Annotated in this window: 13 protein-coding genes; 8 read left to right on the plus strand and 5 right to left on the minus strand. The window is 72.0% G+C overall.

What is annotated here, in order from left to right; genetic code table 11:
* Positions 1–99: 99 nt before the first annotated feature.
* Positions 100–1,662, minus strand: coding sequence for a helix-turn-helix domain-containing protein (locus QF030_RS40785; protein WP_444875804.1), 1,563 nt, complete (start codon positions 1,660–1,662; stop codon positions 100–102).
* Between the two features lie 249 nt (positions 1,663–1,911).
* Between QF030_RS40785 and QF030_RS31935 the strand changes: the two genes are divergently transcribed.
* The 3 genes from QF030_RS31935 (at position 1,912) to QF030_RS31945 (ending at position 4,796) form a co-directional block, all read left to right on the plus strand.
* Positions 1,912–2,544 carry a hypothetical protein gene (locus QF030_RS31935; RefSeq protein WP_307166034.1) on the plus strand — a complete coding sequence of 211 codons (633 nt, stop codon included), beginning with the start codon at positions 1,912–1,914 and terminating at the stop codon, positions 2,542–2,544.
* Between the two features lie 135 nt (positions 2,545–2,679).
* A complete protein-coding gene (locus QF030_RS31940) occupies positions 2,680–3,231 on the plus strand; it encodes a hypothetical protein (RefSeq protein WP_307166035.1) in 552 nt (183 codons plus the stop codon).
* Between the two features lie 1,076 nt (positions 3,232–4,307).
* Complete coding sequence (locus tag QF030_RS31945) at positions 4,308–4,796, plus strand: ATP-binding protein (protein ID WP_307166036.1); 489 nt, start codon at positions 4,308–4,310, stop codon at positions 4,794–4,796.
* Positions 4,797–5,099: 303 nt separating this feature from the next.
* Here the strand turns inward: QF030_RS31945 and QF030_RS31950 are convergent, their stop codons facing one another.
* Positions 5,100–6,176 (minus strand): DUF2637 domain-containing protein, encoded by a 1,077-nt coding sequence (locus QF030_RS31950; RefSeq protein ID WP_307166037.1) that lies wholly within the window; start codon positions 6,174–6,176, stop codon positions 5,100–5,102.
* 312 nt (positions 6,177–6,488) lie between these two features.
* Positions 6,489–7,337 (minus strand): (2Fe-2S)-binding protein, encoded by an 849-nt coding sequence (locus tag QF030_RS31955; protein WP_307166038.1) that lies wholly within the window; start codon positions 7,335–7,337, stop codon positions 6,489–6,491.
* Between the two features lie 156 nt (positions 7,338–7,493).
* Here QF030_RS31955 and QF030_RS31960 point away from each other — a divergent pair, with 156 nt between their 5' ends.
* Entirely contained in the window at positions 7,494–8,318 is an 825-nt protein-coding gene (locus tag QF030_RS31960) for a GntR family transcriptional regulator (protein WP_373428929.1), read from the plus strand.
* A 106-nt stretch (positions 8,319–8,424) separates the two neighbouring features.
* Here QF030_RS31960 and QF030_RS31965 read toward each other — a convergent pair whose 3' ends face one another.
* Positions 8,425–9,210, minus strand: a complete 786-nt coding sequence (locus QF030_RS31965) for a hypothetical protein (RefSeq protein ID WP_307166040.1) — start codon at positions 9,208–9,210, stop codon at positions 8,425–8,427.
* Positions 9,211–9,379: 169 nt separating this feature from the next.
* Positions 9,380–11,089, minus strand: a complete 1,710-nt coding sequence (locus QF030_RS31970) for a PucR family transcriptional regulator (protein WP_307166041.1) — start codon at positions 11,087–11,089, stop codon at positions 9,380–9,382.
* 383 nt (positions 11,090–11,472) lie between these two features.
* On the opposite strand from QF030_RS31970, the gene QF030_RS31975 reads away from it, so the two are divergent.
* The 4 genes from QF030_RS31975 (at position 11,473) to QF030_RS31990 (ending at position 17,016) form a co-directional block, all read left to right on the plus strand.
* The gene (locus QF030_RS31975) at positions 11,473–12,363 is read left to right on the plus strand and encodes an FAD binding domain-containing protein (protein WP_307166042.1); all 891 of its coding nucleotides are present in this window, start codon (positions 11,473–11,475) and stop codon (positions 12,361–12,363) included.
* Positions 12,363–13,016 carry a (2Fe-2S)-binding protein gene (locus tag QF030_RS31980; protein ID WP_307166043.1) on the plus strand — a complete coding sequence of 218 codons (654 nt, stop codon included), beginning with the start codon at positions 12,363–12,365 and terminating at the stop codon, positions 13,014–13,016. The genes QF030_RS31975 and QF030_RS31980 overlap by 1 nt, the downstream gene beginning before the upstream one ends.
* A gap of 1 nt (position 13,017) precedes the next feature.
* On the plus strand, positions 13,018–15,399 hold the full coding sequence (locus tag QF030_RS31985; protein WP_307166044.1) for a xanthine dehydrogenase family protein molybdopterin-binding subunit: 2,382 nt from the start codon (positions 13,018–13,020) through the stop codon (positions 15,397–15,399).
* Positions 15,400–15,558: 159 nt separating this feature from the next.
* On the plus strand, positions 15,559–17,016 hold the full coding sequence (locus QF030_RS31990) for an NCS2 family permease (RefSeq protein ID WP_307166045.1): 1,458 nt from the start codon (positions 15,559–15,561) through the stop codon (positions 17,014–17,016).

The raw sequence follows: 17,016 nt of genomic DNA on the forward strand, positions 1-17,016 counted from the left end.
CGCTATGAGGCCGTGAGGCTTTGATGTCGTGAGGCTTTGATGTCGTGAGGCTCTATGAGGTCGTGAGCCCGTGAGGGGTGCGGTCGGCCGGGCAGGCGGTCAGTCGCCGGTCGGGACCCACTGGCGTTCGCCGTTCTCGGACCCGTACCAGTAGCGCGGCAGTCCCTCGATGCCGCTCGTGCGGAACGGGCGGCCGTGATCGTCGAGCCGGACCGTTCCGGTGCGGCCCTGGGACGACCAGTCCAGTTCGAGGTACCAGGCGCAGGCGCAGGTCTCGGTCCGGGCCGTGACCAGCAGCACCTCTGGGTCGGCACTGGACACACGGTAGGGCAGGCTCACCGCCGGGATCGGCGTGCCCGCGTCGTTGCCGGCGACCGGGTGCGCCACCGGACGGTCCTTGTCCAGGTCGACCGCGAAGTAACGCTTGCTGAGGGAGCCGCCGCAGCCCTGGTCCATGGCGTAGGCGGTGCCCGGCACGGGTGCGTCGCGTCCTACGACGCGCACGCGCAGCGCCGTCAGTACGACGGCCGTGGAGGTGCGGCCCTGCACCGAGATCTCCACGTTGGTCTCCCGCCCGTGCACCGCGCCCTGTGCGGTCGCCCAGGGGCCGGCGTCCTGCTCCGCCGGGGGCGGCGGAACCTGCGTCGGCGGCTTGTCGATGACGTAGTCGTGACCACAACCGAGCGCCCAGACCTGCGAGTCGACCGTCCAGGCGAGCGGTACGTCCGACGCGGGTGCCGAGGCCTTGCCGCCCGCCGGGGAGGGGGAGAACGACCCGGTGGGGCGGGCGGAGAGGGAGACGGCACCGGGTGCGGGGGAGAGGGTCGAGCCGGCACCGAGCGACTCGGCGTGGGCCGATGCCGTCGTCCGGGGCGTGGCCACGGCGGAACCGGAGGACCCGGCCACGTCGTCGGAGGCCGAGGGGCGGCCGCCGCCGGGCAGCGCGGTCAGTGCCCCCAGGGTGGCGAGCAGCGCGCAGGCGACACCGACGGCGACCGTGGTGCGCCGACGGCGGTACCAACGGCGAGGCGGTAAGAGTTTCCCGTCCGGTTGCGGAGCGCGCGTGTCGGCGGTAGGCCGGGTTTCCGTTTCCGTCGGCGTTGCGGAGGATTTCGCGGTAACTGAGGACGTCCCGGTTACCGGCGTTTCCGGCGTTTCCGGCCCCACCGGTGTTCCTCGCGTTTCCGGTGCGCCCAGCGTCCCTGAGGCTCCTTGTGTTGCGGGCGTTCGCGCTGTTTCCGGCGTTCCCGACGTTCCAGTTGTTCCCGGTGTTTCTGATGTTTCCCGCGTTCCCGACCTGTCGTCGTCGGCCTGACGTGTTCCCGAGGCTTGCTGTGTGTCCTCGGTTCCGTGTGTTTCCCCGGTTTCCTCAAGTGCCGAGATCGCCCCGGCTTTCGGAGTCTCCGAGGGCGTCGTGGCCCGGGCCCGCTGGCGGGCCGCAACCGCTCGCAGCCACCGCCGGTGCAGTTCGAGGCGTTCCTCCGGTGTCGCCCCGCAGAACTCCGCGAGCCGCTCGACGGGGGCGAAGTCCTGCGGAACCGCTTCCCCGGCGCAGTACCGGTGCAGCGTCGAGGTGTTCATGCCCAGTCGGCGGGCGAGGGAGCCGTAGCTGCGCTCCGTGCGCCCCTTCAGTTCCGTCAGCAGCGCCGCGAACTGCGTCACATCGGCCACACCGTCGTCGGTCGACACCGTTCTCCCTGTGTTCGTCCGGCCCGGCGGTCATCCCAGGCACTCATATACCTGCACGTCAGATGGGCTGGGATGGTTCCACCTCGGCCGATCGGGCGCTGACCGTTGCACCGGGCGGCCCGGAGCGCCGATGCTCTTGGTGTCGCACCGACCAGGGCCGGACCGACCGATCGGCGTCATGGTGACGACCCACAGCCACGTACTCACTCACGGGGGACACCCATGCCCAAGCGCACTCGAGCGGGCACGCTCACCGGGCTCACCGCACTCACGGTCGCGGGCCTCGCCCTCGGCACCGTACTCGCCGTACCGGCGGGCGCCGCCACCCCGCGACAGCCGGGGTTCCTCTCGGCCGCCGACCTTCCGCCGCACCCGGGCTCCTCCTGGACGGCCGGCCGGATCACCGCCGGCGCGTCACCGGACGTGGAGGCGGACCGTTGCCTCGGCATGGCGCTGGGTGACGGCCGGGACTCCTGGTACCGGGACTTCCGGACCGACCTCGACACGAGCGCCCGCCAGGTGAGCGTCGAGCTGTCGAGCGTCAGCGCGGCGAAGGGCCGGTTCGCACGGGTCAACCAGGACATCAAGTCCTGTCCCGCGTGGATCGAGCAGGCCGATCCGGAGGTCGAGGCCACGCTCAAGGACTACGGGAGGCTGAACGTGGAGGAGGGCGCCCACGTCTACGGCCTGCACACGGAGACATCCTGGGGCGCGACCGACATCCGCCTCCTTTCCGTCGGCCGGGACGGCACGACCGTGACGGTCGTGGACTGGGGCCAGCTGGGCGACTTCGGCGACGCCCCGGTGAAGGCCTTCAAGAAGACGACCGTCACGGCCGTCAACAAGCTCCGCTGACACACGACCACCCAGGAAAAGCCGGGCCGCCGCCCTCCCGCCACGGGGGTCGGGAGGGTCGGTGGCCCCGCACGACCACACCGCCACCAGTCAGGCCGACAGGCCGCACACACGAGACATACGGGGAACACGCACATGACCGGCAACAACAGCTCGATCAGCAACAACGAGTCGACCGGCAACAACGGCGCGACCGGTGACAGCACCACCCGTTTCCATACCGCCCGTTTCCGTACCGCCCGTCGCCGTACGGCGGTCGCCGCCGGTCTCGCCCTGGCCCTCGGTCTCGGCGTGACGGCCCAGGCCTCCGCCGGCAGCCCGCGCAGCGTGAGCGGCAAGCCGTCGGACAACATCACGCGTATCGCCGACTTCTACGGCGCCTACATCGACGCGGCGACCGACGAGGGCGGTGGCGGGCTCGAGGACGAACTGCGCAAGCACTACCTCACCCCCGCCTTCCAGAAGGAGCTGGCGGCGTGGGAGGACGAGAACCACGCCAACGGCGTCCTCCAGGCCCAGAACGTGCCGCTCGCGTGGAAGGTCACCGACAACGGCACGGCGAACTACACGGAGGCCGTCGTCACCCTCACCTGGGGCGGCAACCGGACCACGAAGCTCATCGTCGACATGACCCGCAACACGCACAAGATCTTCCACATCGGCACGACGGGAGTAGAGGCCGGCTGACGAACGGCCCCACACCACTCACCGCCCAGCCGTCCTGCGCCCACGTCGCCCCGTCGCCCCGCCGCCCAGCGCGCCGACGGCCGCCGGTCGGCGACGCGGAACGAGCAACCGGAGGCGAGTCCACGACGCGTACGCGTGCGTGGGTCTCGCCTCCTTGTGCGGTGCCGCGGTCGACCGGAGGCCAGCAGTTCGATCACCGGCTCGCCCAACCCTGCTCCCGCCGCGGCCGTTCGCACCGGCGGATTCCGGCCAACCTCGTCGGCCGCGCGAGGGCGCCCTCGGCGTGATGGAGCGGTTCAGGGCGGCGGCCGCCACAGGGAGGGCGGTATCTGCTGCCCCACCTCTTCTTCGCATAGGGCCCAGGTGGGCGGGGTCGAATCGGCAGACGGGCCGATTCCCGGCGGTCAACGGGCCGCGTGGGCGCGTAGGCGCGCAGATGGGCGGGACGGCCGTAACGGAGGCCGTATCGCACCGCGCATGCGCCCGCTCACTCCCGCACGAGAGGGAGGTGAAGAGCGGGTGCCGCTGCGCGGGCGCACGCTCCCCGCAGGGGTGTCGGGTCCGGCGTACGGTAGCCCCTTCGCCCGGGAGACAGGGCCGATCACCGCCGCAGCCCCACGGCTCGCCCCTTGCTCCGGTCCCCGCCCCGCCCACCGGACCCGACTCCTCGACCAGGGGTTTCCCCGCCGGGCGCCGGCCGCGGCGCCATCACGGGCGGCGGGCACCGACACCCCGGCGGGCACCGGCTCGTCCGGCTCGTGCGGTGCCGAGGTCACCGGCGGCAGGCGGGCCACGTGCCCCGCGGGACGTGCGAACCGTCTCAGCGTTCGCTTCGGACGCGCCCGAGCCAGGGGCGTGCGCGGCGTACACGGCGTGCACGGACCCGTCCCCGACGGCTCGACCCGTGCTGTCGGGCCGTCTCCCCCTGCCGGGAGCGCCCTGGGGGCCCGCCCGAACATGGCCGAACATCCGGGCGTCGATGATGCGACATGACTGGCTCGGTGCCGACCGGGCAAGGATTCCCGTGAACGTGTTCGAGCAGGAGGGGAACCCACATCGACACGCGGGCGGGGGTCATGGAGAGGCAGGCACGGGGAAGCGGTCCGACGGCGATCGCGGGCACCTCGGCGACCAGACGGGCGGGGGAGGACAGGGCCGAGGACATGGCGGACCAGAACCGGGCGTGCCGGCTCAGGCGCAGGCTCGGACGGGCGGACCTGCGGGCGGTGCCCGAGACGCGCCGCGCGCTGAGGGAGCTGTTGCGGGGCTGGGGAAGGCCGGGGCGGTCGGAGACGGCGGAACTGCTCGCCAGCGAACTCGTCACCAACGCGCTCGTGCACACCGACGACGACGCGGTCCTGACGGCCACCGTCTCACCGTCCGGTCTGCGGGTGGAGGTGCGGGACTCCGCGGCGCGCCGCCCCCGCCCGAGGGTGCCGAGCGCCGACGAGGCCACGCACGGCCGGGGCCTGGTCCTGGTCGAGTCCCTCGCGGACACGTGGGGGGTGCGGGCGCAGGGCGGCGGCAAGGTCGTCTGGTTCGAGCTGGGCGCCGGAGCCGCGTGAGCGAAGGCCGACGGACGACGAGCGACGGGTGACGGCGACCGATCGTCGCGCAACCGTTACGGGACCGGTTGCGGAAACACATAAGGGACCGGTTGCGGAAACGCTAACGGTGCCGGTCGCGGAAACGCTTACGGTGCCGGTTGCGGAAATAGTCCCGGCAACCGGTTGCGGAAATAGTCGCGGCAACCGGTTGCGGAAATGGTCGCGGCAACCGGTTGCGGAAACGGTTGGTGAGCGAAGGGCAACGGGAAGGGGGCGCGACCTCGGCGGTCGCGCCCCCTTCCCGTGACAACTGAACGGCCGTCAGCCGAACTGCCGCTCCAGGTCCTGGAGCTTGCGCTCCAGGGAGTCCAGGCGCGGCAGGGCCATGGTGTCGTCCTCCGCGGTGAGGTCGACGGTGGTCGACGCGTCAGATCCTTGGCGTACGGGCTGGAGGGAGGGCCGTGAGCGCAGGGGCAGCTGCTCCGCCGAGTTCGCTATGGCAGGCTCCGCGGAAACGCGCTCGGCCGTGGCTGGCTCCAGGGCGGCCGGGGCCTCCACCGGACGGCCACCGCCACCGCCGCCGCCACCACCGCGACCGGGGAAGCGGGGGCCGTGGCCCCGGCTGATCGCCTTCAACTGCGCCCGCTCGACGCGGTGCTGCTCGCGGCGGCGCAGCTTCGTCTCTTCCTTGCGGGCCTTGTCCTCGCGGACCTCCTCGACGGCCTCGTCCAGACTGCGCACGTTCTCGAGGAGCATCAGCGACCAGGCCTTGTAGGTCTCGCGGGGAGCACGTGCCCAGCGCACGACGCGGATCTGCGGCAGCGGACGGGGCACGAGACCCTGCTCGCGCAGCGCGGCCCGGCGGGTCTGCTTCAGGGCCCGGTCGAAGAGCACGGCCGCCGAGAGGGACATGCCGGAGAAGAACTGCGGCGCGCCGTCGTGGCCGAGGCCCCTGGGCGCGTGCACCCAGTTGAACCAGGCTGCCGCGCCCGCGAAGGTCCACACGAGTATCCGGGAGCCGAGTGCCGCGTCACCGTGGCTGGCCTCGCGCACCGCGAGCACGGAGCAGAACATGGCCGCACCGTCCAGACCGAACGGGACCAGGTACTCCCAGCCGTTGGTGAGGCCGAGGTTCTGCTGGCCGAAGCCGACCAGACCGTGGAAGGACAGCGCGGCGGCGACGGCCGCGCAGCAGAACAGAAGAACGTAGGAGGCAGTGCCGTATATGGCCTCCTTGCGCCTGCGGCGCTCCTCGGTACGCTCCCACGAATCGTCCGCGCTCGCGTTTGCCCCGGAGGAGCGCTTGCCGCGCGCGAGCACCGCCACCGCCGCCAGCATGCCCAGGAGCAGTACGGCGCCGGGAAGCAGCCAGTTCAGCGATATGTCGGTCAATCTCATCAGGGTCCCTTGCATTGGGATAGGGCGTAACGCCCGCCATAGTGGCGCAATCCCGCCGTCCCTCAGGGGGTTTCGGGGCAAGAGGCCGCCAAGGAGGTGCAAGGGGATGCCCAGGGCGACGTTCTGCTCGAACTGCCGCTTGAGGGGCGGGAGTTGAGTTCGAATAAGACTACCCGTACGGGTGGTTCCTCGGAAAGTTCCCGGGGCAGGTGAGGAAATTGTGAATGGCCTGTGACCCCGGGAGGGCTCTCGTCCGGGTGATCTTACGGGACGTCCGTCGGCGTCGGGCCCGCGGGTGCGCCTGAGGGTGCCTCAACTGACGGCGGCGACGGTGAGCTTGGTGACGCGGTCCGCGTCACAGGTGCGCGGGCAGGTGGCGCAGGTGTCGTCGGGGCGCAGTGTGTAGAACATGCAGCAGCTCGCCCGGTCCCGGGTGGGCAGGCGCTCGCCGGCCGGTCCGGTCAGTTCGCGGAAGGACGCCGAGCCGACGTAGGGCCGGGTGGCCCCCGGCAGGAGAAGCTCCAGTTCGCGTCGCGCACGGTCCTTCTCGCCCTCGCCGAGCAGCTCGGCGACGTACCAGAGGCCCTCGACGATCTCGTCGGTCACCATGCCCCACAGGGCCCGGCCGCGGCGTCGCGAGGGTGGTCCGAACCCGGCGAGCACCGGCTCGTGGTGCTCGGCTATCGCCGTCCGCACCTCCGCCCGCAGCGCCTCCTCGTCCGCGACCACCCGGGCGCTGGGCAGCAGCGCCGCGGGATCGCCCGGCAGGCAGGCGAAGGAGGAGGGCGGCCGGACGGCCATCCGCATGCCGTCGCCCGTGCGGTCGTACGAGACGTGCGTCACGGGCAGGCGGGGCACCCGGCGGTGCAGGAACCAGGGGACGGTGATCAGGAGGCAGGCGGGCCAGGAGTACCGGTGCAGTCCGAAGCTCGCCACGACGTCCGGGCGCGCGGGTCGGCCGTAGTCGCGGAGGACCTGGGCGTCGTCCCAGGCGAGGAAGGCCTCCAGCGCCGCTCCGCCCTGCGCCAGGTCGGCCGCCGCGACCCAGCCGCCGCCCTGCGGAAACGGCTCACGGGTTCCGAGCTCCGTGACGGTCAGGCCGGGGAAGACCTCGGCGAGACGGGCGTAGGCCTCCGCTGTGGCCGACGGGGCTGTGGGCATGCCGGGACCGCCGTTTCGAGAAGGTTTAAAGGTAAGCCTTACCTTACTCAGTATCGTCGGGATTTGAACTGACGGCCAGTACGCCTAAGGTGCTTGACGGACGAGTAACAACCCGCCGTAATGACCCCAAGTACCGACAAGGCCGGAGGAGGCCCCGTGGAGCAGGGCGCGCAGGGCTCCACCGGCACCGGGACCCCGGCCGTGCCGGGGGCCGAGGGCCGTGCCAGGGTGCCGGCGCAGTCGCGGGGGTCCGCCGGGTACGGCGAGGGCGCGGACCGGGAGAGATGCGGTCCGGCGGGCGCCGCGCGCGGTGAGCACACGCACAGCGAGACCCCCGTCCCGCACCCCCGGCCGGTGGTGCAGCGGGCCTCGGTGCGCGGCCAGATCCTCGACGCCCTGCGCACCGCGCTCGTCGCCGGCGAACTGCTGCCGGGGGAGGTGTACTCGGCGCCGGTCCTCGGAGAACGCTTCGGGGTCTCCGCCACGCCGGTCCGCGAGGCGATGCAGCAACTCGCGCTGGAAGGCGCCGTCGAGGTCGTCCCCAACCGGGGCTTCCGGGTGATCGTGCGGGGCGCCCGCGAACTGGCCGAGCTGGCCGAGGTGCGCGCGCTGATCGAGGTTCCGGTGATGCTGCGGCTCGCCCGTACGGTGCCCGCCGAGCGCTGGGCGGAGCTGCGGCCGGTCGGCGAGGCGAGCCTGCGCGCGGCGGCCTCCGGCTGCCCGGCCGCCTACGCGGAGGCCGATCGCGCCTTCCATCGGGCGGTGCTCGTCCTTTCCGGCAACGAGCAGTTGGCCGGCGTCGCCGAGGATCTGCACCGGCGCTCGCAGTGGCCGCTGGCCGGCGGGTCGGTGCGACGCGGGCGGGCGGATCTCATGGCCGACGCGGCGGAGCACATCGTGCTGCTGGACGCGTTGACGGCGGGCGAGCCGGACCGCGCCCAGGCGCTGATACGCGGGCACTTCACCGGCCCACGCGGCTGAGTCGACCCTGCCGGGCCGGGTCGCGGCCCTGCCGCCCCTGCCCCACCTTCCTCGTGGGCAGGCGAAGGCGCCGCCTCGCCCACCCGCCTCCCGGTGAGGCCCGCTCTCAGACTCCGGTCGGGCTGGGTGTCGGCGGTGGCGCCAACTGCCGTGCCAGCCACGTCGGTACGCCGCCCAGCAGCCGGAACAGCCGTCGTGCCTCCTCCCGCAGGCGTGAGGCCTCCGGCTCGACCTCCGCGTCCGCCAGCGAGGCGAGCGCCGGGGCGGTTCCGACCAGGTAGCCCAACTCCTCGCGGATGCGCAGGGATTCGGCGAAGCCGTGCCGGGCCTCCGCCACCTCGCCGTCGCGCAGGGCGAGTCCGGCGAGGTGGCGCCAGGTGAAGGACAGCAGCAGCGAGTCGGAGTGGGCCGCGGCGGCCGTGTGGGCGCGCCGGTAGGCGGCCCTCGCGGACTGCGGGGAGCGCGAGATGTTCTCCGCGAGCAGGCCCCGGCGGAAGTCCAGCAGTGCCCGCCCGGGCGCGTCCGGCGGGATCAGCGCCGCCGCCCGGCCGAGCGCGGCCCGTGCCTCGTCCACCCGGTCGCGCACACCGTGCAGGGTGGCCGCGTAGGCGAGTTGTCCTCGTTCGCAGGCGGCCGCGCCGCGTTCCTCGTCGTCGTGGGCCAGAGCCTCCGCCGTACGCAGCGCGTCCTCGGCGTCCTGCCAGCCCTGCTCGGTGTACAGGCACCGTTCCACGAGCAGCGCGGCCCGCTGGATCGCGGCCGCCGCGTCGTCCGGTGGGAGCAGCGCCGCCGCGTCGGCCCAGCAGGCGCGCGAACGCAGCCGCCATACCGCGGTCTGGAGGGGATCGTCACCTGAGGTCGTTCCGGTACCAGACATGGCGGTGTACGCCACGTTGCCCTCCCCGAGCGCGCCGTCGAGCTTTGAGTGGTGGCCGCATCTCAGCACGAATCGCGGGGCCGGGCCAAGGGGGCGGGTGAAGGATTTCACAAAGTCGTGGGACTCCGCGCCCCGAAGGCTTCGACAGCTCGTGACCCAGGGGGTGACCGGTGCCGGTCCGGTGTCAGCTCATCCGCAGCGCAAGGAAGAAATCCAGCTTGTCCTCCAGCCGGGAGAGGTCGCGGCTCGTCAACTGCTCGATTCGCCCGACCCGGTAGCGCAGTGTGTTGACGTGCAGGTGCAGCCGGGACGCGCACCGGGTCCACGAACCGTCGCAGTCCAGGAACGCCTCCAGCGTCGGGATCAGCTCCGCGCGGTGCCGTCGGTCGTAGTCGCGCAGCGGGTCCAGGAGACGTGCGGTAAACGCTTTCCGCACATCGTCCGGGACGAACGGGAGCAGCAGCACGTGCGAGGCCAGTTCCTGGTGGCCGGCGGTGCAGACCCGGCCGGGGCGGGCGGCGGCCACGCGCCGGGCGTGCCGTGCCTCCTCCAGGGCCCCGCGCAGGCCCTCCGCCGAGTGCACGGCCGCGCTGACGCCCAGCGTGAGCCGTCCGTCGCCGTCGAGGCCCGACGACAGCGGCTCCCGGACGGCGGTCAGCAGCGCGTCGGCGAGGACGCCGGTCTCGGAGCCGTCGTGCTCGCTCGACACCGCCGGCAGCGGGACCAGGGCGATGGCCTCGTCGCCCGTGTGGGCCACGGCGATACGGTCGGAGGGTTCGGGTCCGGTGGCGAGCGGGTCGACCAGGATCTCCTCCAGGAGCGACTGGGCGACCGGGCCGGCCGCCGGCCCGCCGTCGTCCCACTCGACCCGGGCCACCACCACCTGCCAGTGCGGGGCGGCCCCCAGCCCCGGCAGCAGCACCGGCGCGGCCACCCGCAGGCGGGCCGCGATCTCGGCGGGGGCCGCGCCCGTCTGGACCAGCTCCAGCACCTCCTGCGCGAGCCGCCTGCGCACCGTGCGCGCGGCGTCCCGGCGGTCCCGCTCGACGGCGATCAGCTGGGTGACGCCCTGGAGCAGGTCGAGGCGCTCGTCCGCCCAGTCCCCGGCGTCCGCCTCGACGGCCAGCAGCCAGTCCGACAGGACGCTCTCGCGCACGTCCCGCGGTGCCTCTGCGGCCTGGGCGGCCTGTGCGGTGCGCGGGGCCTGCGGGGCGCGGCCGCCGCTGCGGATCGGGAAGAGCGAGTACGTCGCCTGGCCCATGATCACCCGGTGCGGTCCGCGCCGTCCGGTGCGGACGGCCGCCAGGTGCTCGGCCGCCAGCTTCGCGCAGGCCTCGGGCGGCAGCACCGGTCCGGTCGGCTTCGGGCCCGAGATCAGCCGTCCGGTGGGGGACAGGACCCAGGCCCGCAGGTCCAGGTCGGAGCCGAGCAGGTCCAGGACCACGTCCGGGCCGCCGCCGGCCGGGCCCGAGATCATCATCCGGCGGTGCCGGTCCACGACGGCCGCGAGATCCCCGGCGCGCTCGCCGGACACCTGCCGTACGACGTGCTCGGTGATCGTCGCGAAGGCCACCGACTCGTGCACCGCGAACAGCGGGAGACGGTGCCGGGCGCAGGCCACGGCCAGGTCCTCCGGAACGTCGCCCAGTTCCGCCTCGCCGGCCGCGAGCGCCGCCACCCCGGCCTGCACCAGGATGCGCACGAACGGCTCGGAGTCCGCCGCGTCCCGGCGCCATGCCAGGCCCGTCAGCACCAGCTCGCCCCCGGAGAGGTAGCGGCTGGGGTCCCGCAGGTCGGTGGTCATGACACCCCGTACCGTGCGGTCCAGCTCGTCCTCGCCGCCGAGGAGCCTGAGGCCCAGCGCATCGGTGTCCAGAAGTGCGCGCAGCCGCATCTCGTCGCCGCCGTTCTTTGTCTCGAAATCTACGATGAATCGTGAAGGACGTGGTGGCGCAGGACCCGCCGTCGGTTCCGCCCCGGGGAGCCCGACCCATGCGGCGGACAGTCACGAACCGCATTCTTCGGTGGCCAGGTCGTTTCCTGAGTTTCCGCAGGAAAACGAGGAGGTTACCGAGGACCTCCGTTCATACGAATCTACAAGATGCCCGGACCGACCAGCCAACTCCTTCATGGTTTCCGTGACTGACCCGGTCGGAGCAAGCGGCTGTGTACTGGCCTGACTCAGCGTGAACACCACAGATACGAGCCGGGCCCGCCGCACCCGATTCTGGCTCGATACGACTCACGAGACTCAAGAGACGAAGAAGAGAGCCGGTCATGGACTTCCTTCGCCCCGCCAGCTGGGAGGAGGCGCTCGCCGCCAAGGCCGAGCACCCCACCGCTGTGCCGATTGCGGGTGGCACCGACGTGATGGTCGAGATCAACTTCGACCACCGCAGGCCCGAGTACCTGCTCGACCTCAACCGCGTGGACGACCTCTACGAATGGGAGGTCGGCGAGGAGAGTGTGCGGCTCGGCGCCTCCGTCCCCTACACCCGGATCATGGAGAACCTCCGCGCCGAGCTGCCGGGCCTGGCCCTCGCCTCGCACACCGTGGCCTCCCCGCAGATCCGCAACCGCGGCGGCGTGGGCGGCAACCTCGGCACCGCCTCCCCGGCCGGCGACGCCCACCCCGCCCTGCTGGCGGCCGGCGCCGAGGTCGAGGCGGAGTCGGTGCGCGGCACCCGCCGGATCCCGATCGACGACTTCTACACCGGCGTGAAGCGCAACGCGCTCGCCCCCGACGAGCTGATCCGCGCCGTCCACATCAACAAGGCCGACGGTCCGCAGCAGTACTCCAAGGTGGGCACCCGCAACGCCATGGTGATCGCCGTCTGCGCCTTCGGTCTCGCCCTGCACCCGCAGTCCCGCACCGTCCGTACCGGCATCGGCTCGGCCGCGCCCACCCCCGTCCGGGCGAAGACCGCCGAGGAGTTCCTCAACGCGGCGCTCGAAGAAGGCGGTTTCTGGGACAACGGAAAGATCATCGCCCCGTCGGTCGCCAAGCAGTTCGCGGACCTGTGCGCCGCCGCCAGCAGCCCCATCGACGACGTCCGCGGGACGGCGAGTTACCGACGGCACGCGGTGGGCGTCATGGCCCGCCGCACGCTGACCTGGACGTGGGAGTCGTACCGCGGCGCCCGCCGCACCGCGAAGGGAGCCGCGTGATGCGCGTCAACTTGACCGTCAACGGACGGCCGCAGGAAGCCGACGACGTCTGGGAGGGCGAGAGCCTGCTCTACGTGCTGCGCGAGCGGCTCGGGCTGCCGGGTTCGAAGAACGCCTGCGAACAGGGCGAGTGCGGCTCGTGCACGGTCCGGCTGGACGGCGTCCCGGTGTGTTCCTGTCTGGTCGCCGCCGGACAGGCCGAGGGCCGAGACGTCGTCACCGTCGAGGGCCTCGCGGACCACGCAAGGCAGCGCGCCGGGCACGCCGGTTGTGGAACCGGTTCCTGCGGCGCGCCGGGCACGGAGGGAACGCCGGGCGCGTCGGGCGCGGAAGGAACACCGGGCGCTGCGGGCGCCTCCCGCTCCCACGGAGGGGCCGACGGTCGGCCGTCCGAGGGCGCCGGCTCCCGGACCGGCGAGGGCGACGAACTCGCGCCGATCCAGCAGGCGTTCATCGACGCCGGCGCGGTCCAGTGCGGTTTCTGCACCCCGGGCCTGCTGGTGGCGGCCGACGAGATGCTGGAACGCAACCCGAACCCGAGTGACGCGGACATCCGCGAGGCGCTCTCCGGCAACCTCTGCCGGTGCACCGGTTACGAGAAGATCATGGACGCGGTCCGCCTGGCGGCCGCACGGCAGGGAGAGGCGGTCTGACATGCCTACCAACGGCACTCCCACCACCCTGACCCAGGGCTCCCGGACCAAGGGCGGCATCGGCGAGTCCACGCTCCGCCCCGACGGCACCCTCAAGGTCACCGGCGAGTTCGCGTACTCGTCCGACCTGTGGCACGAGGACATGCTCTGGGGCCAGATCCTGCGCTCCACGGTCGCCCACGCCGAGATCGTCTCCATCGACACGTCCGAGGCGCTGGCCCTGCCCGGCGTCTACGCCGTGATGACGTACGACGACCTGCCCACCGACGTGAAGAACTACGGCCTGGAGATCCAGGACACCCCGGTTCTGGCCCACGGCAAGGTCCGGCACCACGGCGAGCCGGTCGCGATCGTCGCCGCCGACCACCCGGAGACCGCCCGCCGCGCCGCCGCGAAGATCAGGGTCGAGTACCGCGAACTGCCCGTCATCACCGACGAGGCCTCGGCGACCGCCCCCGACGCGATCCTGATCCACGAGGGCCGCGACGACCACCACATCGGTCACGTCGCGCACCCGAACATCGTCCACCGCCAGCCGATCATCCGGGGCGACGCGGCCGCGGCCGCCGCGCGCGCCGATGTAGTGGTCAGGGGCGAGTACACCTTCGGCATGCAGGACCAGGCCTTCCTCGGCCCCGAGTCCGGTCTCGCCGTGCCCGAGGAGGACGGCGGCGTCCACCTCTACATCGCCACCCAGTGGCTCCACTCCGACCTGCGCCAGATCGCGCCCGTCCTCGGCCTGCCCGAGAGCAAGGTGCGAATGACGCTGGCCGGCGTCGGCGGAGCGTTCGGCGGCCGCGAGGACCTGTCGATGCAGATCCACGCCTGCCTGCTGGCCCTGCGCACCGGAAAACCCGTCAAAATCGTTTACAACCGTTTCGAGTCGTTCTTCGGCCACGTCCACCGCCACCCGGCGAAGCTCTCCTACGAGCACGGCGCGACCCGCGACGGCAAGCTCACCCACGTCAAGTGCCGGATCGTCCTCGACGGCGGCGCGTACGCCTCGGCCAGCCCGGCCGTCGTCGGCAACGCCTCCTCGCTCGGCGTCGGCCCGTACGTCGTCGACGACGTCGAGATCGAGGCCCTCGCTCTCTACACCAACAACCCGCCGTGCGGCGCCATGCGCGGCTTCGGCGCGGTCCAGGCGTGCTTCGCCTACGAGGCGCAGATGGACAAGGTGGCGGCCGAACTCGGCATGGACCCCGTCGAGTTCCGCCGGCTCAACGCGATGGAGCAGGGGACCCTCCTGCCGACCGGGCAGCCCGTCGACTCCCCGGCGCCGGTCGCCGAGATCCTGCGCCGGGTCAAGGCGATGCCGCTGCCCCCGGAGCGCCAGTGGGAGAGCAGCGAGGGCGCCGACGTACGGCAGCTGCCCGGCGGTCTGTCCAACACCACGCACGGCGAAGGCGTCGTACGGGGAATCGGTTACGCGGTCGGCATCAAGAACGTCGGCTTCTCCGAGGGCTTCGACGACTACTCGACCGCCCGCGTCCGCATGGAGGTCATCGCCGGCGAGCCCGTCGCGACCGTCCACACGGCCATGGCGGAGGTCGGCCAGGGCGGTGTCACCGTCCACGCGCAGATCGCCCGCACCGAGCTGGGCGTCTCGCAGGTGACCATCAACCCCGCGGACACGCAGGTGGGCAGCGCCGGCTCGACCTCGGCCTCCCGGCAGACGTACGTCACCGGCGGCGCCGTCAAGAACTCCTGCGAGCTCGTCCGGGAGAAGGTCCTGGAGACCGGCCGCCGCAAGTTCGGCTCCTACCACCCGGCCTGGGCCACCGCCGAGCTGCTCCTGGAGGGCGGCAAGGTCGTCACCGACGGCGGTGAGGTCCTCGCCGACCTGGTCGACGTGCTCGAGGGTGAGAGCGTCGAGGTCGAGGCGGAGTGGCGGCACCGGCCCACCGAGCCGTTCGACCTGCGCACCGGACAGGGCTTCGGGCACGTCCAGTACTCGTTCGCCGCGCACCGCGCCGTCGTCGAGGTCGACACCGAGCTCGGCCTGGTGAAGGTCATCGAGCTGGCCTGTGTCCAGGACGTCGGCAAGGCGCTCAACCCGCTGTCCGTGATCGGTCAGATCCAGGGCGGCACGACCCAGGGTCTGGGCGTCGCCGTCATGGAGGAGATCATCGTCGACCCCAAGACGGCGAAGGTCAGGAACCCGTCGTTCACGGACTATCTGATCCCCACGATTCTCGACACGCCGACCATCCCGGTCGACGTGCTCGAACTCGCCGACGACCACGCCCCCTACGGGCTCCGTGGCATCGGCGAGGCACCCACCCTGTCGTCCACCCCGGCGGTCCTCGCGGCCATCCGGAACGCGACCGGGCTCGAGCTCAACCGCACGCCGGTACGCCCGGAGCACCTCACCGGAACGTGACCCCTCGGGGTCTGAGCAGGTGTCGTCCGGGGGTATCGCACCCCCGGAACCACCCCCCCCTTGTTCGTCTCGGGCCGTCCCCCGGGTCGTCCATTCCCAAATCCCGCGACCAGCCGAAGGCACCACGCGGGTGTCCCTTTGAACCTTGGGAGATGGCCCATGACCCAGCAGTCACTGGAGCCCAGAACCACAGCCGAAGACGCGGGCGAAGGCACTCGCGTCCCGGCCGGACGGTCCTGGCTCGATCGGTACTTCCACATATCCAAGCGGGGATCCACGGTCGCCCGCGAAGTGCGCGGCGGCGTCACCACCTTCATGGCGATGGCGTACATCCTGCTGCTCAACCCCCTGATCCTGTCCGGCAAGGACGCGGCCGGGGACACCCTCGGCCAGCAGGCACTGATCACCGCAACCGCTTTCGCAGCTGCTTTCACCACGCTGCTGATGGGCTTCTTCGGCAAGGTGCCGCTCGCGCTCGCCGCCGGGCTCTCCGTCTCCGGCGTCCTGTCCTCGCAGGTGGCCCCGGAGATGACCTGGCCGCAGGCGATGGGCATGTGCGTGCTGTACGGCGTCGTCATCATGCTCCTGGTCGTCACCGGTCTGCGCGAGATGATCATGAACGCGATCCCGCTCGCGCTCAAGCACGGCATCACCATGGGCATCGGCCTGTTCATCGCGCTCATCGGTTTCTACAAGTCCGGCTTCGTGCACCAGGGCGAGGCGACCCCGCTCGCCCTCGGCCCGGCGGGCGAACTCGCGGGCTGGCCGGTCCTGCTGTTCGCCGGCACGCTGCTGCTCATCTTCATGCTCCAGGCCCGGAACATCCCCGGCGCCATCCTCATCGGCATCGTCGGCGGCACGGCCGTCGCCGCGATCCTGAACGCCACCGGGGTCGTCGACCCGGAACAGTGGGCGGCCGGCGCTCCCGAACTGCACGGCAGCGCGGTCTCGATGCCCGACTTCTCGCTCTTCGGGGACGTGGAGTTCGGCGGCTGGGGCGAGGTCGGCGCGATGACCGTCGGCATGATCGTCTTCACGCTCGTCCTCGCCGGGTTCTTCGACGCGATGGCCACCATCATCGGCGTCGGCACCGAGGCCGGGCTCGCCGACGACAAGGGCCGGATGCCGGGCCTGTCCAAGGCGCTGTTCATCGACGGCGCCGGCGGAGCGATCGGCGGGGTGGCGGGCGGCTCCGGCCAGACCGTGTTCATCGAGTCGGCGACCGGCGTGGGCGAAGGAGCCCGTACGGGGCTCGCCTCGGTCGTCACCGGCGCCTTCTTCGCGGCCTGTCTGTTCTTCACCCCGCTCACCGCGATCGTCCCGCAGGAGGTCGCCTCGGCCGCCCTGGTCGTCATCGGCGCGATGATGCTGATGAACGCCCGCCATGTCGACTGGGCCGACCGGGCAACCGCTGTCCCGGTGTTTCTCACCGTCGTCCTGATGCCGTTCACCTACACCATCACCACCGGTGTCGCCGCGGGCGTCATCTCGTACGTGGCGATCAAGGCGGCACAGGGCAGAGCACGGGAGATCGGCGCCTTCATGTGGGTCCTGACGGGGATCTTCCTCGTCTACTTCGCCCTCAACCCGATCGAGAGCTGGCTGGGCGTGCACTAG

It is taken from the genome of Streptomyces rishiriensis, assembly GCF_030815485.1.
GTDB classification, from domain to species: Bacteria; Actinomycetota; Actinomycetes; order Streptomycetales; family Streptomycetaceae; genus Streptomyces; species Streptomyces rishiriensis_A.